General features: G+C 42.7%; 28 protein-coding genes. 2 read left to right on the top strand and 26 right to left on the bottom strand.

Annotated elements, in window-relative coordinates; translation table 11 throughout:
- Positions 1-41: 41 nt before the first annotated feature.
- From resA to M1E09_RS07285, 8 genes are all read right to left on the bottom strand, one after another.
- Positions 42-575, bottom strand: coding sequence for a thiol-disulfide oxidoreductase ResA (resA, locus tag M1E09_RS07320; RefSeq protein ID WP_456274182.1), 534 nt, complete (start codon positions 573-575; stop codon positions 42-44).
- Positions 576-762: 187 nt separating this feature from the next.
- The gene (gene rluB / locus M1E09_RS07315; protein ID WP_456274181.1) at positions 763-1,494 is read right to left on the bottom strand and encodes a 23S rRNA pseudouridine(2605) synthase RluB; all 732 of its coding nucleotides are present in this window, start codon (positions 1,492-1,494) and stop codon (positions 763-765) included.
- 287 nt (positions 1,495-1,781) lie between these two features.
- Positions 1,782-2,312 carry a spore maturation protein gene (locus M1E09_RS07310; RefSeq protein WP_456274180.1) on the bottom strand — a complete coding sequence of 177 codons (531 nt, stop codon included), beginning with the start codon at positions 2,310-2,312 and terminating at the stop codon, positions 1,782-1,784.
- Between the two features lies 1 nt (position 2,313).
- Positions 2,314-2,907, bottom strand: coding sequence for a nucleoside recognition domain-containing protein (locus M1E09_RS07305; RefSeq protein WP_456274179.1), 594 nt, complete (start codon positions 2,905-2,907; stop codon positions 2,314-2,316).
- Positions 2,900-4,054 carry a D-alanyl-D-alanine carboxypeptidase family protein gene (locus M1E09_RS07300; protein ID WP_456274930.1) on the bottom strand — a complete coding sequence of 385 codons (1,155 nt, stop codon included), beginning with the start codon at positions 4,052-4,054 and terminating at the stop codon, positions 2,900-2,902. The genes M1E09_RS07305 and M1E09_RS07300 overlap by 8 nt, the downstream gene beginning before the upstream one ends.
- 299 nt (positions 4,055-4,353) lie before the next feature.
- A complete protein-coding gene (locus M1E09_RS07295) occupies positions 4,354-4,845 on the bottom strand; it encodes a YpuI family protein (protein ID WP_456274178.1) in 492 nt (163 codons plus the stop codon).
- 191 nt (positions 4,846-5,036) lie between these two features.
- Positions 5,037-5,630 carry an SMC-Scp complex subunit ScpB gene (gene scpB / locus M1E09_RS07290; protein WP_456274177.1) on the bottom strand — a complete coding sequence of 198 codons (594 nt, stop codon included), beginning with the start codon at positions 5,628-5,630 and terminating at the stop codon, positions 5,037-5,039.
- Positions 5,617-6,378 carry a segregation/condensation protein A gene (locus M1E09_RS07285; protein ID WP_456274176.1) on the bottom strand — a complete coding sequence of 254 codons (762 nt, stop codon included), beginning with the start codon at positions 6,376-6,378 and terminating at the stop codon, positions 5,617-5,619. The genes scpB and M1E09_RS07285 overlap by 14 nt, the downstream gene beginning before the upstream one ends.
- A 148-nt stretch (positions 6,379-6,526) precedes the next feature.
- On the opposite strand from M1E09_RS07285, the gene M1E09_RS07280 reads away from it, so the two are divergent.
- Positions 6,527-7,030 (top strand): DUF309 domain-containing protein, encoded by a 504-nt coding sequence (locus tag M1E09_RS07280; protein ID WP_456274175.1) that lies wholly within the window; start codon positions 6,527-6,529, stop codon positions 7,028-7,030.
- Between the two features lie 58 nt (positions 7,031-7,088).
- Here the strand turns inward: M1E09_RS07280 and M1E09_RS07275 are convergent, their stop codons facing one another.
- The 17 genes from M1E09_RS07275 to spoIIM form a co-directional block, all read right to left on the bottom strand.
- Positions 7,089-7,454 (bottom strand): GNAT family N-acetyltransferase, encoded by a 366-nt coding sequence (locus M1E09_RS07275; RefSeq protein WP_456274174.1) that lies wholly within the window; start codon positions 7,452-7,454, stop codon positions 7,089-7,091.
- Between the two features lie 341 nt (positions 7,455-7,795).
- Positions 7,796-9,103 carry a diaminopimelate decarboxylase gene (gene lysA / locus M1E09_RS07270; protein ID WP_456274173.1) on the bottom strand — a complete coding sequence of 436 codons (1,308 nt, stop codon included), beginning with the start codon at positions 9,101-9,103 and terminating at the stop codon, positions 7,796-7,798.
- A 78-nt stretch (positions 9,104-9,181) separates the two neighbouring features.
- Positions 9,182-10,666 (bottom strand): spore germination protein, encoded by a 1,485-nt coding sequence (locus tag M1E09_RS07265; RefSeq protein WP_456274172.1) that lies wholly within the window; start codon positions 10,664-10,666, stop codon positions 9,182-9,184.
- Complete coding sequence (locus M1E09_RS07260; RefSeq protein ID WP_456274171.1) at positions 10,656-11,228, bottom strand: stage V sporulation protein AE; 573 nt, start codon at positions 11,226-11,228, stop codon at positions 10,656-10,658. The genes M1E09_RS07265 and M1E09_RS07260 overlap by 11 nt, the downstream gene beginning before the upstream one ends.
- A gap of 20 nt (positions 11,229-11,248) precedes the next feature.
- Positions 11,249-11,671 carry a stage V sporulation protein AB gene (locus tag M1E09_RS07255; protein WP_456274170.1) on the bottom strand — a complete coding sequence of 141 codons (423 nt, stop codon included), beginning with the start codon at positions 11,669-11,671 and terminating at the stop codon, positions 11,249-11,251.
- On the bottom strand, positions 11,661-12,281 hold the full coding sequence (locus tag M1E09_RS07250) for a stage V sporulation protein AA (protein WP_456274169.1): 621 nt from the start codon (positions 12,279-12,281) through the stop codon (positions 11,661-11,663). The genes M1E09_RS07255 and M1E09_RS07250 overlap by 11 nt, the downstream gene beginning before the upstream one ends.
- A 167-nt stretch (positions 12,282-12,448) precedes the next feature.
- Entirely contained in the window at positions 12,449-13,210 is a 762-nt protein-coding gene (sigF, locus tag M1E09_RS07245; protein WP_456274168.1) for an RNA polymerase sporulation sigma factor SigF, read from the bottom strand.
- A gap of 12 nt (positions 13,211-13,222) precedes the next feature.
- A complete protein-coding gene (spoIIAB, locus tag M1E09_RS07240) occupies positions 13,223-13,663 on the bottom strand; it encodes an anti-sigma F factor (protein ID WP_456274167.1) in 441 nt (146 codons plus the stop codon).
- Positions 13,664-13,665: 2 nt separating this feature from the next.
- Positions 13,666-14,016 carry an anti-sigma F factor antagonist gene (spoIIAA, locus tag M1E09_RS07235; protein ID WP_456274166.1) on the bottom strand — a complete coding sequence of 117 codons (351 nt, stop codon included), beginning with the start codon at positions 14,014-14,016 and terminating at the stop codon, positions 13,666-13,668.
- A 129-nt stretch (positions 14,017-14,145) separates the two neighbouring features.
- A complete protein-coding gene (locus M1E09_RS07230) occupies positions 14,146-15,309 on the bottom strand; it encodes a D-alanyl-D-alanine carboxypeptidase family protein (protein WP_456274165.1) in 1,164 nt (387 codons plus the stop codon).
- A gap of 765 nt (positions 15,310-16,074) precedes the next feature.
- Complete coding sequence (locus M1E09_RS07225) at positions 16,075-17,385, bottom strand: pyrimidine-nucleoside phosphorylase (protein ID WP_456274164.1); 1,311 nt, start codon at positions 17,383-17,385, stop codon at positions 16,075-16,077.
- A gap of 63 nt (positions 17,386-17,448) precedes the next feature.
- The gene (locus tag M1E09_RS07220) at positions 17,449-18,264 is read right to left on the bottom strand and encodes a purine-nucleoside phosphorylase (RefSeq protein ID WP_456274163.1); all 816 of its coding nucleotides are present in this window, start codon (positions 18,262-18,264) and stop codon (positions 17,449-17,451) included.
- Position 18,265: 1 nt separating this feature from the next.
- Positions 18,266-19,459 (bottom strand): phosphopentomutase, encoded by a 1,194-nt coding sequence (deoB, locus tag M1E09_RS07215; protein ID WP_456274162.1) that lies wholly within the window; start codon positions 19,457-19,459, stop codon positions 18,266-18,268.
- A gap of 227 nt (positions 19,460-19,686) precedes the next feature.
- Positions 19,687-20,580: a site-specific tyrosine recombinase XerD gene (xerD, locus tag M1E09_RS07210; RefSeq protein WP_456274161.1), complete on the bottom strand. Its 894-nt coding sequence runs from the start codon at positions 20,578-20,580 to the stop codon at positions 19,687-19,689.
- Between the two features lie 6 nt (positions 20,581-20,586).
- Positions 20,587-20,817 (bottom strand): YqzK family protein, encoded by a 231-nt coding sequence (locus M1E09_RS07205; protein ID WP_456274160.1) that lies wholly within the window; start codon positions 20,815-20,817, stop codon positions 20,587-20,589.
- Positions 20,818-21,040: 223 nt separating this feature from the next.
- Complete coding sequence (fur, locus tag M1E09_RS07200) at positions 21,041-21,505, bottom strand: ferric iron uptake transcriptional regulator (RefSeq protein ID WP_456274159.1); 465 nt, start codon at positions 21,503-21,505, stop codon at positions 21,041-21,043.
- 114 nt (positions 21,506-21,619) lie between these two features.
- Positions 21,620-22,276 carry a stage II sporulation protein M gene (spoIIM, locus tag M1E09_RS07195; RefSeq protein ID WP_456274158.1) on the bottom strand — a complete coding sequence of 219 codons (657 nt, stop codon included), beginning with the start codon at positions 22,274-22,276 and terminating at the stop codon, positions 21,620-21,622.
- A gap of 161 nt (positions 22,277-22,437) precedes the next feature.
- On the opposite strand from spoIIM, the gene M1E09_RS07190 reads away from it, so the two are divergent.
- Positions 22,438-23,028 carry a GNAT family N-acetyltransferase gene (locus M1E09_RS07190; protein WP_456274157.1) on the top strand — a complete coding sequence of 197 codons (591 nt, stop codon included), beginning with the start codon at positions 22,438-22,440 and terminating at the stop codon, positions 23,026-23,028.
- Between the two features lie 249 nt (positions 23,029-23,277).
- Here the strand turns inward: M1E09_RS07190 and M1E09_RS07185 are convergent, their stop codons facing one another.
- A complete protein-coding gene (locus tag M1E09_RS07185) occupies positions 23,278-24,444 on the bottom strand; it encodes an endonuclease Q family protein (protein WP_456274156.1) in 1,167 nt (388 codons plus the stop codon).
- Position 24,445 lies beyond the last annotated feature (1 nt).

The following is a 24,445-nucleotide window of genomic DNA, read 5'->3' as shown; positions in this document are numbered from 1 at the left end:
TCGAGGCCGAATTAATCTCCTATACATAAAAACCGGCCCTACTAATTGGGTTTAATCGTTTCCAAATGCTGCTTGATATCCGCTTCGGTCATTTCTCCAGTAAGGATCTTTTCAATTTCCCCAATTTCATTGATTAGAAGCGTGGTTGGCAGTGGTTTGATGCCATAAGCATTCTGAACATCCCTCTCTGAATCTATTACTACCGGAAACGTCAAATCATGTTCTTCAATGAATTTATTTACTTGAAAGTCGGATTCACCGACATTTACAGCAAGTACTTGGACACCTTGATCCTTGAAGGCCTGATATTGGTTTTCCATATAAGGCATTTCCTTTTCACAAGGCTTGCACCAAGTACCCCAGAAATTCAGGAATACACCTTGGCCTTCGTATTCAGATAAACGGTGGCTGTTTCCATCCATATCTCTCAATACAAAATCAGGCGCCTTGTCACCCGGTTTCAGTACACCTCGTTCATCTTTTGTGAAATTGGCATATAACGTATATATGACAGCTGAAGCGAGCACGATTAATATAATGGTCCGGATAAGCAAGCGACGCTTTTTTTTATCCATCTTGACTGCCTCCTTGCATGTTTCGGTTTTTCGAAGCAAACGAAAGGGGACAATATGATTGTCCCTTTTTGTCTGTTCTTATATATTCCCATCTATTATAGCATTTTTGTTTTTTTCATCATGTACATTATTATGAAGGAAGTGTGACACTTTTATTGCAGCACTCCATCCCTTCATACTGCCATAATTATAAAAGGTTTCCCGTTTCAGCCAGTGCCCGGAGCTGCTTCACTTCATGAGGCGTAAGTTCTCTTGACTCACCTGCATTCAACCCGTGGAGATCCAGGAATGCAAATCTCTCACGCTTCAGCTTTTGGACTTGATGCCCAATTGCTTCAAACATTCTTTTGACTTGGCGGTTTCGTCCTTCGTGGATGGTGATTTCAATGATTGACTTGTCTTGTTTTTTCTCCACTTTTAACGTTTTTACTTTTGCAGGGGCCGTTTTACCATCTTCAAGCATTATCCCTTTTTCCAGTTCTCTTAGCTTAAACTTTGGAGGAATCCCTTTCAGCCTTGCCACGTAGGTTTTATCAATATTATAACTTGGATGCGTCAGCAGATTTGCAAACTCTCCATCATTGGTCAAAAGAATTAATCCTGATGTGTCATAATCAAGTCTTCCGACCGGATAAATCCTTTCCTGTATATACGGAAAAAAGTCTGTCACCACTTTACGGTCTTTATCATCTGTTACGGCGGATATGACTCCTCTTGGTTTATACAGAAGGTAATACACTTTATTTTCTCTTTCAATTTGCACACCGTTGACTTCGATTTTATCTGAACCCGTTACCTTCGTCCCTAGTTCTGTTTCTGTTTTGCCATTTACTTTCACTTTGCCTTCCTTGATCAATTCTTCTGCTTTTCTTCTAGACGCCACACCTGCGTGGGCAATCACTTTTTGTAAACGTTCCATTTGTTTTCACCTCTTAGAAAATACATGTTCCTTGCACTATATTTCATATCACGATTTAGCTTTCATTCAGATTATTTTCAAACTGCTCTTCGATCCTTGAAATTCATTTACAATGAATTATCACATATAAGTGCTGAAATGCAAAGGAATTGTCATTAATAGTATAGGTTAAACATGGCTTTTTTAAAATTGCCTCTTGTTATTTGAAAAGGTTCTAGATGATTTTTGCTCTTGAAAATCAAAAAAGCCGGAGTACAAGACTCCCGCTTTCTCATTCGCATATCAAATTAAGCAAACATAATAGTGACGATTACGATAGCCGCGATGATTCCGACCAGGTCGGCAAGCAGGCCTACCTTCAGTGCATCGCCCATCTTTTTAATGCCGACAGCACCAAAATAGACCGTTAATACATAAAAGGTCGTATCCGTACTTCCCTGCAGTACAGACGCCAGCCTGCCAATGAAGGAATCCGGCCCATGGGTCGCCAAAAGATCACTGACCATCCCAAGTGCTGCCGTTCCAGAAATCGGGCGGATGATTGCCAGCGGAACGATGTCAGCAGGCACCCCGATGGCATGGAGGAGCGGTTCTGCCAATGAGACAAAAAACTCCAATGCTCCTGAGGCCCTGAAAATCGTAATGGCCACCAGCATCCCAATTAAAAAAGGGATGATTGAGACAGCGATCTTGATTCCTTCTTTTCCTCCGTCCACGAAACTCTCGTAAGTTGGAACCTTTTTAAATGTACCATATAAAAGAATGACTCCAATCAACATTGGAATCAGCCATAATGAGATCGTTGAGATGACTTCCATATCACTTCACTCCATTGCGGATTCTTCTGTGATAAAAATACCGGTCAATCATAATTGCCCCCAGGGTGGAAAGAAATGTCGCCACCAGTGTGGGCCCGACAATTTCAGTCGGTGATGCAGAATCATAGTTCATTCTGATTGCAATGACCGTCGTCGGTATAATCGTCAAGCTTGAGGTATTAATGGCAAGAAAAGTAATCATGGACCTGCTCGCATAATCTCGCCCGCCATTCAGTTCCTTTAACTGCTCCATTGCCTTAATCCCCAAAGGAGTAGCGGCATTTCCAAGCCCGAACATATTGGCCATCATATTTGAAAGGATATAGCCCATTGCCGGATGATCTGCAGGCACTTCAGGGAAAAGCCTTTTGACAATCGGCCTGAACAGCCAGGCTAATTTATCGAGCAGGCCTGAATCTTGGGCGATCCGCATAATCCCCAGCCAAAATACCAGGATGCTTACCAGGCCGATACAGAGAGTGACAGCTTCATTGGCCGATTGAAATATCGCTTCATTCACTTCTTGCATTTTTCCGTTGATCACGGCAAAAATCAATCCGATGATCGTCATGCCTACCCAGATATAGTTAACCATCCGATTTCACTCCGAGAATGGAGATAAATGATTGCTTCCAGAATTGCCACCAGCTCTTCTTTTCCTCCACCTTTTCGTGGCTGAAATAAATAGGCACCGCATCAGCTTCCTTGTCATTGAAGTAGACGACTGCTTTCCCGACTACATCCGGGGCATCTCCATTCCTCCATGACTCTTCAGGCTTAAGGAGCTTGTATTCCACTCTCACGCTGTCTTTCTCATCTTCTTTTAATGAAAGCAGAACATCTCTATTAAGATAGACTTTACCTTTATAGAATTCATCTTTAACCGCCTTGACTTTGCCTTCTGAAAGGACAATCACCGAATCAAAGGTCTGAAATCCATACTCAAACATATCTATATGGTCATTCCAGTCGTCAGGCCCATTCAGTGTGACGGCAATAAGATTTTCATTGTCCTTTGTTGCTGTTGTAACAAGCGTTCTTTTTGCCCGCTTCGTGTAACCTGTCTTTCCGCCTGTACAGTATTTATATAATTCTGTCAGAAGGCGATTTTTGTTTTTCCACTTCCTGTCCCACTCATGTTCAGGGTCGGGAGAAGAATGAACTTTGGTTCCAGCGATTTCTCTATATTTTTCATTTTGCATAGCATATCTTGTCAGAATCGCCATATCATAGGCTGTTGAATAATGGTCTTCATGATCATCAAGCCCATGTGGATTGGCGAAATGGGAATTCGTCATTCCGATTTCTTCTGCCTTTTGATTCATCAGATAAACAAATCCATCAAGACTGCCTCCTACATTCTCAGCGATGGCGACCGCTGAATCGTTTCCCGACCTGAGCATCAAGCCGAAAACAAGGTCTTCTAATTTAATTTTCTCCCCTGGCTTCAGGTAAATCGATGATCCCTCGGTTCTGACTGCATTGCTGCTGACTTCTGCCGTTTCATCAAGCTTCCCGGATTCAATCGCCAAGATCGCTGTCATAATCTTTGTGATACTGGCGATCCTGCTTTTTGTATGTGCATCTTTTTCAAACAGAACCCTTCCTGTATCCTGGTCTATCACAATCGCCCTCTGGGCACTAACCGATGGTGCTGCTTCTGCTGTCACGTTAAAAGAAGAGAAAATCAAAAATATTACGAAGATGGTATATATGTAGGGTTTTATTCTCCTTTTTTTCATCATACATCTACTCCTTTTCCATGTCCGGGGTGTTTGTACAAGTCTATGCGGGACAAGGGTATTTATGATTGAAATAAATAGATGTATTTTCAATTATTGAAGTCATGGATAGTGAACAGATTCAACACGGCTTCCCTGTCATGGTTTTGCAGGAATTTAAAAAAGCTGCAGAGCGAAGAAAGTTCGCATTCTGCAGCTTTTTTAAAAAGATAAAATAATATTCGTGGTTTTAGAAATAAGGTGGCGGTTCTGAATCCATCTCCAGCGCCAAGCCCCCGGGACGCTTATGCTTTTTGCTGTTATGCTCTGGATTGCATAATTTTCGTCCGGAAGTCTGTTTCATAATATTCAAGCTCTTCACGGATTTCCTGGAAGTCACTCTCTGCCGCCGCCATTAGTTTAATGATGCTTTCAGGAGGCTCCTGGCGAAACAAAATTGAATTTTTACCTGTGTAGGCAGAACGGCTGTCTTCATACCATAAGTCATAACGGGGGGAGAAAAACTCCTCGATGCATTGATGGTATATCTTATACAGGGTCTTTTCCGCAGCTCCCTTGATAAAGGGTTCATTCTGCATGACGACAAGACAGGAGTCCAATCCTTCCTCACAATAAACCAGCAGCCTTCTAAGATTAGAGAGCACCCCTTCATAATAAGCTCTATCTCCAGTTTTTTCCTGAAGCAGCACTTCTATTGTAATATTGTTCAGATAGCTTTCAAGATTCATTACTGTTTTCTCAAGGAACGTATGTACTTCTCCAACTTGTGATTTAACGATAGGGTTGCTCATAGAATCCCTCCATAAAAAACTTTTCTAATAAGTTTTCCCGCTAATGTGAAACTGGCTTCTTTACCATCTTTATGAAGATATCAAGAATCAATTCCTGAACTTTCTGAAAATAATCCCTAAATAGAAAACTGACCTGAAGGAAGGCAAAAATCCTTTCCTTTGATCAGCTTAATATTAATATTACCATAAAGTTATGACTGTGAATCGAGAGTTTCCTGGAATTTCTCAAAAAATAAGTCGGCATCTTCCGACATGAAATCCTCTTCTATATTATCAGGAAGAGGCGGCAGCTCACTGATATCCTTCAATCCAAAGTAATCAAGGAACTCTTTCGTAGTTCCATAAAGAATCGCCCGGCCGGTTCCTTCCGCACGGCCAACCGCTTTAATCAGCCCTTTTGAAGCAAGTGTACTTAGCGGCCTTTCGGTTTTGACTCCCCTGATATCCTCTATATCGACTCTGGTTATCGGCTGCTTATAAGCAACAATGGCCAGGGTTTCAAGTGCAGCCTGTGACAACGAATTAACATTCGGGGATTCCACGAGTTTCTTTAAATATGGTGCATGTTCTTTTTTTGTGGCAAGCTGATAGGTTCCAGCAAGTTCAATGAGGGCGATCCCCCTGCTCTCATCGTTGTTATATTCCGCGAAAAGGCTGTCGAGTATCTCTAACGCCTGATGTTCTTCAATCTCTAAAACCGAGCAGATTTGTTTCATTGAAAGCCCTTCATCTCCTGCAGCAAACAATAAGCTTTCAAGTATGCCTTTCCAATTAATGATTTCCAACGAGTTCTGCCCCCTCTGCTGACTGTACAAAAAAGTCGTCAAAATTCTCATCCTGCCTGACGAATATCTGCTTTCTCTTCATCAATTCCAGGACCGCCAGAAATGTTACCACGATATGTTCCCTGTCCTCATTTGGGAACAGGGAGAAAAATCTCTGCTTTTTTTGTATTCCCTTTAAGTGTTCGAGAATTTCATCCATTCTTTTTTCAATCGGGATCTCCTGGCGTGATATCTTTGTTGTTACAGGCTTTTGAAGCTTCTTTCTCCGCAATAATTTGTGAAATGCTCCGAGCATGTCATATATTGATACGTCCTGATCCAGTTTTCCCGATGTTTTTTCTTCTGCATACTGAGATAAATCACTCGGCGGTTTGGTGTACATCCTGCCTCTTTCTTCTTCTCTCGTCTTGAGTTCTTCAGCAGCTTCTTTGTATTTTTTATATTCTATCAATCGATCGACCAGTTCATCACGGGGATCTTCATCCAACTCGAAATCCTCTTCATCCTGGATTTCTTCGTGCTTTGGAAGCAGCATTTTGCTCTTGATTGCCAGCAATGTTGCTGCCATGACCAGATATTCACTCGCCACATCCAGTTCCAGCTTCTTCATAGTATGTATATACAGTAAGTATTGCTCTGTAATTTGAGCCATTGGAATATCATATATATCGATTTCCAAAGAGTGAATTAAATGCAAAAGCAGGTCGAGCGGACCTTCAAAGGCATCAATCTTCACATTATATTCCATAATATCACCAATTCCATTATCTGTGCATTTTTAGACTAATTACTAGTATAGTAGATTCTAAGGCATTCTCCAATAGTAAATTTAGGATTCGCGATTTCCCTCCCTAACAGACCTTGTGATAAAATATCCGGAAGAAAGGGTGAAAGGTATGAGCAGGGAATACCCGGAAGCATACTTGCAGTTTTTAAACCATTTTCATGGTGACCGTGATTACTTCGAGTGCCATGAAGTACTAGAGGAATATTGGAAAGAAGTTGATCCAGGCAACAGAAAATCCGTCTGGGTCGGGCTTATTCAAGTGGCAGTCGGTTTCTATCATTTCCGAAGAGATAACCGGAAAGGCGCTTATAGAATGATCAGCAAAGGCAAGAAACTCCTTGGTGACCACATTGATTCCCTGGCTGACCTGGGAATCGACCCGCAAAAACTTCAGGTTCTCCTCGAAGATACATTGATCAATATAAATTCCGAAGCCGCTTATCAAAGTATAGATCTGCCTCTGATAGGAGAACTCCAACAATTTTGCCAATCAAAAGGGGAGCATGGCGAGGTGTCAGAATCTCTCATTCACCGGCACATGCTCCGTGACCGTTCAGAAGTAATTGAGACAAGAAAGGCGGCTTTAAAACTGCGGCAAAATCAAAGGGACTGACAATCTGAAAACGCTTGTCAGTCCCTTCTACTTATATAAAGTTTTTCGTTCACAGAAATTATAATCCCTGTTCCCTTTTCCGTTCAAAATCACACTTATCGAAAAAGGCAGCAGTGTACTCACTTGGTTTAAGCATTTTATTTGAATAAATGTCACTTAACGTTCGCAGCATTGATTTTCCTATTCCTTCGTGCCTGTGAGAAGGATTAACCGATATATGGCGTACTTCAATGCTGTCAGATTCGATGACGACACCGATCAGGCCGACAATATCTTCATCTTTCCACAGAAATAACTGCCAGTTATCTTCCTGCTCATAATTCTGCATAGTCTGCTGCAGCTTTTTCAAATCCTTTTCCTGCGGCATAAAAGACAGCAAACCCATAGCAATTTTCTCAAAAGCTTTTTTGTAACGTATAAGCATAAAAGACCCCTCGTTATAATTTGTGCAGATTATGCACAATATATTGTTTTCTTAACGCGATCACCTTAACCGTTTATTATCTTACTAAAATTAAGCAAAAGATTCAACATTATTCGAATTCAAGCCCAAAGTAAGCCTCTAACTTGCAATGAACATCCAATATATAACTCCCCAGCCCATTGACAGGATTAAAAGTATTATGAATAACAGTATATTTTTCTTTCTCATAATCGTGCAGCTCCTTTGATAAACCTTCTGTTTCCCAAATATGTAGTCTCCCTCAGTATAACCCATATAAAAAAGGAGGCAAACACTCAAGGTGTCCGCCTCCCTTATAAATATCAGCCGTTAAGGGACAAATCCAGTCTCAAGAGGTCTTCAAAACTCTCTCTTCTTACAACCAGCTTCGCTTCTCCCTTTTCGACAAATACGACCGGCGGCCGAGGGATTCTGTTATAGTTATTCGCCATCGAATATCCATAAGCACCGGTACAGAACACCGCTAAAAGATCTCCCTGTTGAGATTCCGGCAATGGCAGGTCCCAAATCAGCATATCTCCTGACTCACAGCATTTCCCCGCTATCGAAACCGTTTCATGAGTCGGCTGGCCTGCTTTATTCGCTAAAATGGCTTCATACTTCGCTTCGTATAGCGCAGGGCGGATATTATCGCTCATGCCGCCGTCCACTGCAAGATACTTCCTTATATTAGGCACTTCTTTGCTGGAGCCGATTTTGTATAAAGTCGTCCCTGCATCTCCAACAAGCGACCTGCCCGGCTCAATCCAAATCTCAGGCATTTCAAGTCCGGATTCAGCAGCTTTCTTTTGTACTTCTGAAATGATTTCTTCAACATATTGAGAAGCCGGAATCGGATCATCTTCAGATGTATATCTGATTCCAAACCCGCCTCCCAGGTTCAAAACCTCTGCCGAATAATCATGTTTATTCTTCCATTCTGCCAGCTGGCCGATGATTTTGCTTGCGGCCAAAACAAAACCGGTTGTTTCAAAAATCTGTGAACCGATATGGCAGTGTAAACCAAGAACATTTAAATGAGCAGACTTCATGCCTCTTAGAAGAGCTTCTTCTGTCTGGCCATTCTCCAATCCAAATCCAAACTTAGAGTCTTCCTGGCCTGTAAGGATATAGTCATGGGTATGTGCTTCTATACCAGGTGTGACCCTGATCAGAATATCCATGCTTTTCCCGGCATCTTTACATACCTTTTCAAGTAATTGCAGTTCATGAAAGTTATCAACCACAACACATCCAATATTATGTTGGAGCGCCATGCGCAGTTCTTCCTCACTCTTGTTGTTCCCATGGAAGTGTATGCGCTCTGCCGGAAAACCGGCTTTTATTGCCGTGTACAGTTCTCCGCCTGAAACAACGTCCAGGGACAGGCCTTCTTCATCCATTAGCTGAAATATCGCAACAGAAGAGAAAGCCTTGCTTGCGTAGGCAACCTGGGCCTTGATCCCAAGGTTGTCAAATGTGTCTTTGAACCCCCGTGCCCGTTCTCTAATTAATTCAACATCATAAATATATAAAGGTGTACCGTACTCTTTCGCCAGTTCTACAGCATCGACTCCCCCGATTTCCAGGTGATCCAGATTATTGATCCTGGCTGTTCCATTCAAATGCATATGCTTCTCATCCCTTTGACAGCTTTATCGCTTTAGTGATTAAAAGTAATTTATCACAGAATAAGAAGTGTTGCAATCTTAACGGGACTTAGCAGGCTGCTTATATTTATTTCTTGGCTGAACAATGCTTGGACGGATTTTAGAACCTGGCATTGAACGCCTGATGATGATTTGCGAGAATGCCTTAGGGCTGAATGGCATGAATGGCCACAGATACGGCGTGTTTAAAGAACGGATGCTTATTAACAGCAGCATAAACACAGTCGTTCCGATTACGAGACCCGGAATGTGGAAGAGCGCCACCAGGACCAGCAATCCTAGCCTGAACAGCTTATTCGCTACGCTAAGCTCATAACTCGGTGTAGCAAACGTACCAATTGCTGCTACAGCGACATATAAAATAACCTCTGGGACAAATAGTCCTACATCAATCGCGATTTGACCAATCAGGACCGCTGCTATCAGACCCATCGCCGTTGAGAGCGGTGTCGGGGTATGTATGGCAGCAAGCCGCAGAAATTCAATACCCAGATCAGCCATTAACAACTGGACAATAACCGGGATGTTCGTCTCTTCATTTGGTCCGATAAACTCCAATTGAGGGGGCAGAAGCGACGGATCCAGAACAAATAAATACCATAATGGGAGCAGGAATAAACTTGCGATCAATCCGACAAACCTTGCCCATCTGACAAAAGTACCGACTGCCGGGGACTGCCGGTACTCTTCCGCATGCTGCAAATGATGGAAGAACGTTGTCGGCGTGATAATGACACTTGGAGAAGTATCAACAAAGATAAGTACATGCCCTTCCAAAAGATGGGTGGCACCAATATCTGCCCTTTCTGTATACCTGACAAGCGGGTACGGATTATATCCCTGTTTCACAAGGAATTCTTCAACTGTCTTATCCGCCATCGTCAATCCATCAATTTTAATATTCTTCAGTTCTTTTTTAATGACATCAATTAATGATGGATTGGCTACATCTTCAATATAAGCAATGGATATGTCCGTCTTGGACCGTTCACCAATTCGGAATATCTCAAATCTAAGCCGTGGATCCCTGATTCTTCTTCGGGTTAGAGCTGTATTGACAATAATATTTTCAACGTATCCATCACGGGAACCCCTGACGACTTTTTCGGTATCCGGTTCTTGTGGCTGTCTTCCAGGGTAACTCCGCACATCAACAATTAACGCTTCCTGTGAACCCTCCACAACGAAAGCAATTAAACCTGACAGTACCTCATCAACCATTTCCTCAACCGTTTTTACAGGAGAAACAGACTGATGGGGAATCCGATTTTGTACGATTTCATATAACTTGGATGATAACCGTTCATGATCATTGACTTCTACGAGATCTTCAACAATCCTCATAATGAATTGAGTATCGCAAAGGCCGTTTACATAGTAGAAATGAACATCTTTTTTGAGGATTTTCAGTTTTCTCACACCAAGATCGAAGCTTTTATTCAATCCTGTTGTATCAATCATCAACTGTTCCAATTGTCCGAGGTCTTCAGGAATAGGTGTTTTTTCTCTTTCCTTACTTGGCATGATATCCGCTCCTTTCAAGTATGATTTCAATTGCTTTTTTCGTAATAGGAGCCCCGCGGGAGAAATGGTCTCTCTTGGCCATCTTCCCTATATCTCCGATCCCGACGACCACTGGTAAACCAAGCTCGTCAAGGCAGTACACTGTGTCTCCATTAAGCCTGCCCAGTTCATTCTCAGGGACGCCAAATTTGTCAACCCCATACGGCGTAAGTTCCCCATACTTATCAACACAGACATCTACTTTTGTCCACTCTGCCTGTCTTGTTTTCGAAGCGACTGCAATGGCTCCCAAAACGTTAAATTCTTTGGAATTCACCACATATTTCATAGCAAGTTCACCGCTTCCCTCACCCAAAAAGCCGCTGTCATCGAACATGACAAATACAAGATCTCCCTTGGCTTTTTTAATTAAACCAATAATTTCTTTTCCTGACAGAACGGTCGGATTGCCTTGGGATCTTGAAATACACCTGGCTCCGTATTCCTTTGACGCCGCCTCAATCGCTCTCCTGGCATATTCATCTCCATCTGTTATCAGTATTATGTTTTTCTTTTTTGCCATAAGAGCTCTCCTTTCAATCATTATAGGCGGACAAAGTATAGCCAGTGAAACAGAGATCCCAGCACTTTCCCGAGAACGATTGCCATTAAAAGCGTAATAATGCGGTCGTTAATACCTATCCTCTTTGTAAGGATAGGCAGAACATTGAGAACTTCTGTCAGAGCAGCTGCCAGCATCCCCACAAAAGTACCGCTCAATAATCCCATCGGAATAAGGATATAGGGGCTGAAAAACAATGCGAATTCATTCAAGCTGAAAATGCTCCCGATCACAGCGCCTGCCACCACTGCCCATTCATAGAAGTGAATCATTTTCATAGTCTTCGTGAGCTGTGTTAAGCGGGGAATGATCCCCAGCACTGTCAAAAAGGCAACCAATCCTGACCCTACTGCAAGTCCCCCGGCAAGCCCTACAAAACATAATAAGAGAATGTTAATGGTCATCTAAATGCTTCATGCTCTCTTTATTCTCATGCATAATTACGTATTGATCGAGGTCTTGCTGGTAGTTGAACATTTCTACTTCCAGAGGGCTTGGTTCTTCATTGATTCTTTTTCGGAACACATGGTTAAAAAACAAGATCATCCCCAACCCTAATCCCAAGGAATAAGGAACCTGAAATAATAAAGGATGCGGATCTTCTTTGCCTGTCATCATAAGATACAACCGCTGGTGTACCTCACGCATGCTGACATCTTCGTGAAAATTCATAATCGCCATTGCCGCACCGATAAATAACAATAGCCATACAGCCGCAAACAGCGCCGGTGATACTTTTTTTCGTTTGTACACCACTTCCACAATCGTCTGAGAGGGCCCGGTCGATTGAATATCGACTTCGGGAAGCGCTGCTTTGATCTTGGATATTACATGCATTAAATCGAGGATGATTATATTTTTATCTTCCTCTGTGACCTGATGAAGAACAATTTTCTTAATGGTATGAAGATAATGTTCAGGTGCGATGATCTGGGCAGTATTTTCAAGCAGGATACTGCTTTCCGGTCTAACTTGGAGCCTGTGTCGAAGCCGAATATATACTGAACCTTCCATCCTTCTCACTTCCTGGTCAACATTATTTTCCTGCTTGTATAAATAGTATGGATTTCAGACAAAAATTTCATGAAGCCAATAATTGCTAACTGTAATAAGAGTTGAGTTTTTAGTGGTTGAAACTCAACAAAAAAAAGCAAACCTCTGCATCGGTTTGCTTTTTACACCTAAATCAAATTCATTTTATCTTTCATATTATGAAGAATCTTCTTTTCGAGCCGTGATACCTGGACTTGCGAAATCCCCAGCCGGTCCGCCACTTCTGACTGGGTCTGGTCTTTGTAATAACGGAGATAGACGATCAGGCGCTCCCTTTCATCCAGCTCGCGGATGGCTTCCTTTAACGCAATTTTATCAAACCACTTTTGATCCGAGTTATCCGAGATTTGATCAAGCAGAGTGATTGGGTCACCGTCATTCTCATATACGGTTTCGTGGATTGACGATGGTGCCCGGCTCGCCTCCTGCGCCATGACGACTTCCTCTGGCGTAAGCTCAAGATGTTCGGCGATTTCATTGATAGTCGGCACCCTTCCCAACGTTTTGGAAAGTTCATCTTTAGTCCTTCTGATCCGATTGCCCATTTCCTTGAGAGACCGGCTTACTTTTACCGTTCCGTCATCCCGGATAAACCGTTGGATTTCCCCAATAATCATCGGGACGGCGTAGGTCGAGAACTTAACATCATAAGATAAGTCGAATTTATCCACTGATTTAAGCAATCCGATACAGCCTATCTGGAATAAATCATCAGGTTCATAACCCCGGTTCAAAAAGCGCTGAACAACCGACCAGACAAGCCTCATATTCTTTTGGACGATTGTATCCCTGGCTGACTGGTCACCTTCCTGGCTTTTTTGTATGAGCTCTTTAACTTCAGTATCCTTTAAAAAGCTCTGCTCCTTATCTTTCTTAACTTCGACATCCATCAGCATGGCTCCTTAATTGCATAGCGCTTTACTATTGGCTAAATGCTTTTTTAAACGAACGGTTGTGCCTGCTCCCGGCTGCGAATTCACTTCTATTTCATCCATAAAATTTTCCATTATTGTGAAGCCCATCCCTGAACGCTCCAGTTCCGGTTTGGTTGTGAATAATGGCTGGCGCGCTTCCTCAACATCCCCGATGCCGATTCCGTCGTCCCTGATTTCCATATCAATGAAGCCGTCTTCCATCTTGACTGTGATATATACAAAACAATTAGGGTTGTTATCATAACCATGAATAATAGCGTTTGTTACAGCTTCTGAAACGACCGTTTTAATTTCGGTCAACTCATCCATAGTCGGATCCAGTTGAGCAATGAATGAAGCAACGGTAACACGTGCAAATGACTCGTTCTGACTAACTGCACTGAATTGGATATTCATTTCATTTTTCATATTTAGGCAACCCCCAGACTTTGTAATGCGAATTCTTCAGACGGTTCCAAACGAATGATTTTGAATAAACCTGACATCTCAAATAATCGTTTGACTGCCGGGGAAATTGCACAAACCACCATTTCACCATGCTTCTGTTTAATTTGCTTATATCTCCCTAAAATAACGCCAAGTCCGGAGCTGTCCATAAATCCAAGGGCTTCCAAGTTCAGTACAATGTGTTTGATTCCATACTCTTCAATCAGCTGAGAGGCTTGCTGCCTCAACTGTTCTGCCGTGTGGTGATCCAGTTCTCCGCTCAATCGTATGCAAAGAACATCGCTTTTAACTTCTAGACCAATAGTAAGACTCACTATTCACAGGCCTCCTTCTCTGTCGTATAGTGAGTCAATTCTACTTTGTATTCCAGATTTCCTTCTACAAGACAAAACTAGAAGAATTTAGACATATTATGCTGAATTTCTTGATATGGAGGCTGATTCTTAATTGCCGGCTTTCGTAAACATGCCGAAGACGCGCTTATACAGCTGCCAGAAGCTTGCTTGCGGAACATCATCTTTCGCTACCAATGGAGTCTCAGATAACTTCTTCCCGTCTTTTTCAATCACAAGCTTGCCGATAGTATCTCCTTTTTTAACTGGCGCCTGAAGCTTATCCAATTTTACCTTCTTTTCAACGCCATCAAGTTTTTCGCCTTTTTTCGCAAGAAGAGAGATAGGCTCATTCGTCATCGCTTCGACTTCTTTCGTTTTTCCTTTTGAGACTTTGGTTTTCCCAACACTTGCTCCTTTTTCGAAAAGAGGCTGGGTCTGATATTGACTGAACGCATAGTCGAACATTTTACTGACTTCCGCGTTTCGGTCTTTTGGACTCGGCTCTCCGAACACAACAGCAATTACACGCATATTGTCTTTTTTCGCTGTAGCTGTCAGACAATACTTGGCTTCGTTTGTGAAACCAGTCTTCAGCCCGTCGACACCCGGGTAAAAGCGGACCAGCTTATTTGTATTTACAAGCCAGAATTTTTTGTCCGTATCTTCGCGCAAGTAGGATTCATAAGTACCTGTGTAGTCAGTGATTTCCTGATGCTTCAATAATTCTTTTGCCATCATCGCCATATCATGGGCAGAACTATAATGTTCACTGGCTGGAAGGCCTGTCGGGTTTTTAAAATTTGTATCTTTCAGCCCCAGCTCTTTTACTTTATTGTTCATTTTCTCTACAAATCCTTCTTCACTTCCGGCGATATGCTCTGCCATTGCAACCGATGCATCATTTGCCGATCCGATTGATATGCCAAGCAGCATCTCTTTAACTGTCATTTCTTCGCCAGGTTCCAAGAAGATTTGCGAGCCGCCCATTGAAGCGGCGTATTCACTTGTTCTTACACTGTCTTCCCATTTGATCTGGCCTTTCTCCAACGCTTCCATTATTAAAATCATTGTCATGATTTTTGTCATGGATGCAGGAGGAAGTTTTTCGTGGCTGTTCTTATCATATAGTACTGTTCCTGTATCTCTTTCAATCAAAATAGCTGACTTAGCTCCAGGAGCCAATTCTGTGCTTTTCTCTTCAGCAGAAGCAAACGGAGCCGCTGTCGAAGCGATTAATACTAACATAAGGATGGCCGATATAATTCGTTTCATTCCTGGTCCTCCATTCAATGTAAAAATTTCATTACTGGCATAGCCCCATTTTTTCCATCCATATCTTTTTTATACAGTGTTTTCCAATGATTTTCGTAAAACATGTCTATATTTTAGTATCTTGATAAAAACCCCTTAGGAGGAAGGTCTGATGATTTCCTCTTCAAACACTTTCATTTCCATGCGTGCCATCTCTTGATGTCCTTCGCCATGCTCGAGTGCAAGGGACATCCATTTCCCTTTATATTCTATTTGATGTCCTTCGCACCGAATGCGAGGGTCATCATTTCCCTTTATATTCTATTTGATGTCCTCCGCACGGAAAGCGAGGGTCATCATTTCCCTTTATATTCTATTTAATGTCCTCCGCACCAAATGCGAGGGTCATCATTTCCCTTTATATTCTATTTGATGTCCTCCGCACGGAATGCGAGGGTCATCATTTCCCTTTATATTCTATTTGATGTCCTCCGCACGGAAAGCGAGGATCATCATTTCCCCTCAAATTCTATTTGATGTCCTTCGCACGGAAAGCGAGGGACTTCATTTCCCTTTAAATTCTATTTGATGTCCTTCGCACGGAAAGCGAGGGACTTCATTTCCCTTTAAATTCTATTTGATGTCCTCTGCACCAAAATCGAGGGACATCATTTCCCCTCAAATTATATTTGATGTCCTCCGCTCAAAAATATTGATATTTTGATTTTTAAATAACAAAAAAAGCAGATGGCCCCTTTAACCATCTGCTTTCTCTGATTTTCTTATTTATTCTGTTTCTTTTATTTCTCCATGTATGAGAACCGGTGCATCCACCTTGCCGCCCGATATTTTAATGCTTTCATACAACTTGTTTTTTACATCTTCAATATCTTCTGTATTGCTGTGGATAGTGACGAGTGAATCACCCTTTTGGACTTTATCGCCGATTTTTTTATTAAGTTCCAATCCTACAGCAAGATCGATGACTGATTCTTTCGTTGCTCTTCCAGCTCCAAGCCACATGGCTGCCGTTCCGACTGAATCAGCTATGATTTCTGAAACATATCCATCCTGCTTGGCTTCCAATTCGGTGATGTGCTTCGCCGCCGGCAACTTCGATGGATCATCGACAACAGAAGCATCTCCTCCCTGTGATTCCAGGAAAAGCTTGAAGTTGTTCAGGGCAGAACCATCTTTCATGACAGAAAGTAATTTTTCCCGTGCTTCCTCCAGGGACTTGGCTTTTCCGGCAAGAAAGACCATATGGCTTCCCAATGTTAAGCATAATTGTGTCAGGTCTTCGGGTCCTTCGCCTTTTAATGTATCAATGGCTTCTTTCACTTCCAGCGCATTTCCGATGGCAAATCCAAGAGGCTGGCTCATGTCTGAGATGACGGCCATCGTTTTCCGGCCGACATTGTTTCCGATATTCACCATTGCTTGAGCCAGTTCCTTTGAATCATCCAGTTCCTTCATGAATGCTCCTGCACCTGTTTTCACATCAAGAACAATGGCATCCGCTCCTGCAGCAATTTTTTTACTCATGATGGAGGAAGCGATCAATGGGATACTGTTGACAGTTGCGGTTACATCACGAAGTGAATACAATTTCTTATCCGCCGGGGTCAAGTTGCCACTTTGCCCGATGACAGCTATTTTGTTTTCATTTACCAGCCGAATGAATTCATCATTGTCGATTTCCACATGAAAGCCCGGTACGGCTTCAAGCTTATCAATGGTCCCGCCTGTGTGGCCAAGGCCTCTGCCGCTCATTTTAGCTACCGGAACCCCCACTGCAGCCACCAACGGCCCCAATACAAGCGTAGTCGTATCACCGACTCCTCCAGTAGAGTGCTTATCTACCTTGACTCCTTCAATTGCCGTTAAATCGATCTGGTCTCCTGATTTAACCATTGCCATTGTGAGGTCTGCCCTTTCTCTTTCAGACATTCCCTGAAAGAAGATGGCCATAGTCAATGCACTGGCCTGATAATCTGGTATGGATCCATCTGTGTAGCCTTCTATAAAATAATTTATTTCTTCTGAAGCAAGCTCCTTGCCGTCACGTTTCTTTTCAATTACATCCACCATTCTCATTTCCATTCACCTCGATACAATTGTCATCGTCCACGTTACCTGGTTCTTCGGGCTCGTTTAGCTTTACATTGACTTAACGATTTCTTTTACATACGCAAGGAAGTCTGCACGGACTTTCTCTGTTGTTTCAATGACTTCATCATGAGTGAGAGGCTGGTCAAGAATTCCCGCAGCCATATTGGAAATGCAGGAGATTCCAAGCACATGCAAGCCTGAATGCTTGGCTGCTATGACCTCTGGTACTGTCGACATGCCAACAGCATCCCCTCCGAGTGTCCTGATCATCCGAACCTCTGCCGGCGTCTCATATACTGGACCTGTATTTCCGACATAGACGCCTTCCTTTACCTTCAAGGAAAGCTTATCTGATACTGAACGTGCCAGTTCACGGAGTGATTTGCTGTAAGCTTCCGACATGTCCGGGAAGCGGACTCCGAGGCGGTCATCATTTGGTCCGATCAACGGATTCCCTCCCATATTATTAATATGATCAGAAATGATCATCAAATCTCCAGCCTCAAATGATTCATTTACTCCACCAGCTGCATTGGTGACGATAAGGGTATCCACTCCCAGTTCTTTCATGACTCTTACCGGGAAAGTGACTTTATCAAAGCCATACCCTTCATAAAAATGAAACCTTCCCTGCATGGCAACGACCTCTTTGCCTGAAAGCTGGCCGAATACAAGCTGGCCGGCATGCCCTGTGACGGTAGAAACCGGAAAATCAGGTATTTCTTTATATGGAACCACTACAGGATTTTCAATTTCATCTGCAAGTACACCCAGGCCAGAACCCAGAATAAGGCCAATCTTTGGTGCCCCTGTATATTTATTTTTCAAGAAATTTGCGGCGTTCTCTATTTTTTCAAAATTCATATCATGACTCCTTACTTATATCTTGAAGAAAGCTTTCTCCGTATTTTGGCAGTTTCACATTAAAGTTATCAGCAACCGTTGCCCCGATGTCTGCAAACGTTTTGCGCACGGGAATTTCTTTTCCTTCTTTCATGCGTTTGGAGTACACGAGCAGAGGTACATATTCTCTTGTATGGTCAGTACCAGGATGTACCGGATCATTTCCATGATCTGCAGTGATGATCAGCAAGTCATCTTCTGTCATTCTCTCAAAGACCTCAGGCAGCCTGGCATCAAATTCCTCCAGCGCTTTTCCATATCCTTCAGGATCACGGCGATGGCCAAACAAAGCATCGAAGTCTACAAGATTTAAGAAGCTGATTCCTGTAAAATCTTTTTCAAATGATTTGACCATTTGATCCATTCCATCCATGTTGTGCTTCGTTCTGACTGACTCAGTAACACCTTCGCCATTGTAAATATCCGAAATCTTGCCCAGCGCAATCACATCGTATCCTGAATCCTTCAATTCATTCATAACTGTGCGCTCGAAAGGCTTCAATGCATAATCATGGCGATTCGATGTACGTTTGAAATTACCCGGTTCTCCAACAAATGGACGGGCAATGATACGGCCTACCAAATATTCTTCCTCTTTTGTCAGCTCACGGGCTATTTCACAGATCTTATACAATTCATCGATTGGCACAATATCTTCATGGGCTGCAATCTGAAGTACTGGGTCTGCAGATGTATAGACAATCAGCGCACCGGTCTTCATATGCTCTTCTCCCAGCTCCTCAATGATAGCTGTACCGCTGGCTGGTTTATTTCCAATTACAGGGCGTCCTGTCTTTTCTTCAAGTTCCTTCAACAATTCTTCAGGAAATCCATCAGGATACACTTTGAATGGCTGACTGATGTTAAGTCCCATAATCTCCCAATGTCCTGTCATGGTATCTTTGCCAACAGATGCTTCTTCCATCTTCGTATAGTAAGCCAATGGATTATCCTGCTTTTCTATCCCTTTGATCTCCCGGATGTTCGAAAGACCCAGTTTTGCCATGTTCGGCATGTTCAATCCATTCATATGTTCAGCGATGTGGCCCAGCGTGTCCGCACCTTCATCATTGAATTCTTTTGCATCGGGTGCCTCCCCGATCCCGACAGAGTCCATGACAACCAGATGAACTCTTTTATATGTATAGCTGCTCATTTGCCTATTTCCTCCTTTTTTTAGCCCTAACTAAATCAACAGAGCCCTGCTTAAAATCTCAGACCATTTCCTCTGGCCATTAATATTTTTATAATACCCTGATTGCTTTTCTATAACCAACAGGGTTATTGGTCAGAAGTCAGACAACCTTATTTTAAGACTGCTGTCTTTAAATTACAAGCGTTTACATCGCTTCTTTAGAAATTAAAAAAACACCCGGATCCCGTTCAGGCCCTCGGGTGAAATTTCGAATAAACATCTTTCATTCTTGTTTTGGTTACATGAGTATATATTTGAGTCGTCGAAATATCTACGTGTCCCAGCATCTCCTGCACCGCCCTAAGGTCTGCACCATTTTCAAGCAGATGGGTGGCAAAGGAATGCCTCAGTGTGTGAGGGGTAAGTTCTTTGCTGATCCTCGCTTCCGTGGCAAGCCCTTTCAGGATTTTCCAAAAACCCTGTCTGGACAATCCTTTTCCATGATGATTCAGGAACAGGGAATCATCATTATGCTTTCGGCTGGCTAATTTAGGACGACCGCTGGTCAAGTATTTTTCAAGAACCGTAATGGCCGTCTTTCCAATCGGAATGATTCGTTCTTTATTGCCTTTTCCAATACACCGGACAAATCCCATCTTCAAATGAACATCTTCCATCTTGAGCCTGATCAGCTCGGACACGCGGATCCCGGTTGCATATAATACTTCAAGCATCGCCTTATCCCTTATCCCCAGCGGAGTGCTTTCTTGAGGAGAATCCAACAGTGCCTCCACCTCCTCAATACTGAGCACTTTTGGAAGAGTGCGTTCCATTTTCGGGGACTCGATATGTATCGAGGGATCTTGTTCCGCTGCCTTTTCACGAAGCAGGAACTGATGGAACGACCGAATCGAAGCGACATGCCGTGCTATGGTTTTTGAAGATTTTCCTTCACTTTTTAAGTGACTGAGAAAACCGGTGATATTCACCCTCTGTACATCATTCCAACTCTTGGCTGATTCCACTTTTTGAATGAATTTCGTATAGTTTTTAAGATCTCGCTGATATGAGTCTATTGAATTCTTGGCCAGTCCTCTCTCGACAATCAAAAAATGGATAAAATCTTGTAATCGGCTCTCCAAACTTCATTACTCCCCATTCATGTAAAAAAGTAATAACCGGTCAGTCCAGCTCCGTTCCTCCTCTGAAACCGTCTGGAATACTTTAACGGCAGCACCTTCCGGCTCATCATATCTGTGATAGCTTTCATATTCTTCGCTTATACACATAATACCATAGTAAAAAAGAATCGTAGAACCAGTAAACAATATAAATACTTTTACGGTCTGCCATATTGTTTTCATGCCTGTTTGAAACATCTGCCTGTCCTCCAAAATCGTTCTTTCTAACAAGCTATGACGAAAACGGTACGATTTATACCACCTCTGGGCAAAAACCCTTATGTATTTCCCTTACAAAGTCAGGCCTCTTATCCCTTTGAAAAAGAAGTTTTCCTTTCCTGTAAAAGCGATGAATGAAACTCAACAAAAAAGACTGTAAATAAAAGAAGAACTGACATCATGAAGGCCAGCTCTGGAATTCTTATTCTTTTCCTTCCCCTGTTTCAGCTTTTCCCTGGCATCTCCAGCAAATTCCGTGAAACGTAAGGCGGTGATCTTTTATTTTAAACTTCCAATCTCTTTCAACAATCGTTTCCACATCTTCCAGCAAATCTTCCTGGATTTCATCTACAGCCCCGCATTCTATGCACACCAGGTGATGGTGAAAGTGAGCGGCTCCTTCTTGACGGAGATCGTACCTCGAAACCCCATCGCCGAAATTTATCTTGTCTACAATCTTTAATTCTGTCAATAGCTCTAATGTCCGATAGACAGTCGCCAGTCCAATTTCAGGTGATTTCTCTTTAACGAGGAGGTACACATCTTCTGCGCTGAGATGGTCTTCTTCATTTTCCAATAATACTCTTACGGTGGCTTCCCGCTGTGGTGTCAGCTTATAGCTGGCAGAAGATAGCTGTTTTTTTATACGGTCAATCCTGCTTTCCATATTCCGTCTCCCTCCCTCGTCAATGTCTACATTATTATATCAAAAAGGGAGGAATAAGCAAAATAAAATCATTATAAATAAGCTTTTATAACTTCTATTAATTAATAATCATTTTTATTTATTGGCCAGATTCACCATGGTTTTCATAAGGTTAGGTGAAATATAGGCTTCTACTCCCGCTGCAACTGTAATGACTGCGATTGCGAGCACAAATGCAATAACGTATTTTGATAACAGTGGAATCATCTGGACCTGCATATGCGGTGAGAGCTTCATAAATATTTTGCGAATCAACGTCAAGGAAAAACTGACACTGATCACCCCTATGAAAATAAATGCCGGTATGATCACTATGTTTTGCGGGAGTACTGTAGCAAAGGATAGAAGGAAACCATCCCAGTCCATCTGATTTACCAGGAATCCTACCGTGAAACCGATCACGACACCCTTCATGAACACCAGGATAAAAATTAGCGGAAGGCCGATAATTGATATACCAAGGATCCACATAAACCCTAAGTATTTAACGTTATGGAGAAAGCTCTGGCGGAACAGGTCTTCCGATGAAGCGACCTTGCCGTCAGCCATTTCACCAAAAAATTGACTCAAATAAAAATACAAATCCTCTTTTTGGGTAAACGAAAGGCTGTTTACCACGATCGCGCCGAACACAACCCCCATCAAAAAGAGAGTAAGTATGAATAGATAAATAGAGGAATGTGACTGAACATGTTCAATTATTGGATTTTTTGCTGTGATTCCCTTTCGCATTGGAATTGTCCTCCTCAGTACGTATTACTAGATAGTATGTTTAGACTCTAGTAATTATGCCGGCGAATACACAGCCTTTTGCTAGATATTTTACTCGTTTTGCTTGCCGCAATGCAGGGCGCACTGTATAATTTTCAGAAAACTATCAGGAGGGACCGACCTTGATCAAACACCTTTTATTAGATTTTCCAGAAGCCATCTCTACAGACCGGCTTTATATCAGGCCTTGCCTGCCCGGGGATGGTCCGATTGTACATAAAGCGATCACCGCCTCTTCCGATATTCTTGCTGATTGGATGCCCTTTGCGCAAATACCGCAAACCATAGAGGAGGTCGAAGAAGGGATTCGGCAGTCATACGCACAATTCATTTTGCGTGAAGACTTCAGACTGCATATTTATTTGAAAAAGAATAATGAATTCGTCGGATCGACCGGATACCACCGGATCGACTGGAAAGCCGGGAGTGTAGAAATCGGTTACTGGGGAGTAAAGAAACATAGCGGGAAAGGGTACATAACCGAGGCTGTGAGAGAGTTGACGAGCTTTGCTGTAGAGCACCTTTCTGCCAACCGGGTTGAAATCCGCTGCGATGAGCTAAACCTTTCATCCCGCCGTGTTCCTGAACAGCTTGACTACTTTTTAGAGGGTGTCCTTCGTTCCAATTCATTGAGTGCAGACGGGAAGGAACTGCGCAACACTTGTATTTATTCAGTTCTGGCGGCCGAGTGGAACCCGCGTAGAGAGAAATAGAACCTATTGACTGGATGGTATGTCACAATAACTTCATCAGCTTTATCGCCGGTTTCCGCTTATTTATCGACTGTAATTGGTAATTTATCGGTGTATTCAGTTGATTTATCAGCGCTTTTTTTGGAATTTATCGGCGAAGATTACCAACCCACCGCCCAAACGACATGTTTCGACAATTCTACTCTTGTATTTTGAATCTTAAGGAATCCTGAATATCAATAAAAGCAAGGAGGCTGAGCTTCCTTGCTTTTATTCCTTTGCCACCTTCCCATACCTTCCTCCCCCGCCGGCACTGATGGCAAGTTCGCCTGTTCTTGCTTTATGGATCGCATTGGCAAGCTGCGGGTTTGTTGCTTCTTCAATTTTATGTGTTGGGACAAAATGCAGGATATCCATCTCTGTCCCAAAATGATTAAGCAATTTATCCATTGTTTTTGGTCCGAGACCAGGAATATATTCCAAAGGAACTTGATGTATATATGGCGGCCGAGTGGCTGCATGGACTCTGCCGGATAATTCAGCGATTCGGTGCTTTACGCCTCGTATCTTTTTTTCATTTTCACATTCGGGGCATTCTGTACCTTTATCCTCTACTATCTCCCCACAGTTGCTGCAGGTAGTCTCATAATACTTCCCAAGCAGCGGGTCAAGTCCATAATTGGCTGAAACCTTCCGCCCTCCCTGACTATTTAATGCAAGACCCAGTTCTTTAAATGAAGGGATTGCCATTGTAACCGCATTGTATTTTCTTGCCATTTTAGCAAGGGAGTGGGCATCGGAATTGGTAAGGAATGTGTACCGGTGGAGCTCAGGAATCCCATTTGCCATGTTTGTATCACTGCTTAACCCCAGTTCTACCGCGTCAATCAGGTCAGGCAAAAAGACTTCATTCAGTGACTCACTGACTCCCTTCCCATATAAACTTTTAAAAGGCGTAAAGATATGGGCAGGGATAAAAAGGCCGCCCAGTGATTTCACGGTTTGCTGGAGTTCCTTCCCCCCAGCATAAATTCTTTGCGAGCTGAGGTGTATATTTGTCACTCTTTCGCTCAGCCATGCAGAAAATTGCTTCAAGGAATGCAAATCAGGAAAATAAGCGAGCACATGGATTGGACCTTTACAGTACTCATCATAAATTTCCAGTTCACTTCCTGGAATCAAGACAAGCCCGTTTTCATGCTGAAATCCGCCTTCTTTAATTTCAGCTAGCTCCCCCTCTTCCATCAGTGTTTCGATTTCCTGAATGACCTCCGGGGAATGACAGTCGATAATCCCGACCATATGAAGACCTTTCGGCTGGCGTGCATATCTCAGTATGTTTTCCAGTGTCAGTGTTTTGGATCCTGTAATCTTCACTGCCCGTCCTTTGAAAGTTCTGCCAATATGGATATGCAAGTCTGCAAAATATTCTCTCATC

The organism is Bacillus sp. AK031 (assembly GCF_053903065.1).
Note: the sequence above shows the minus strand (reverse complement) of the source record. Positions and strands in the feature narration are given on the sequence as shown.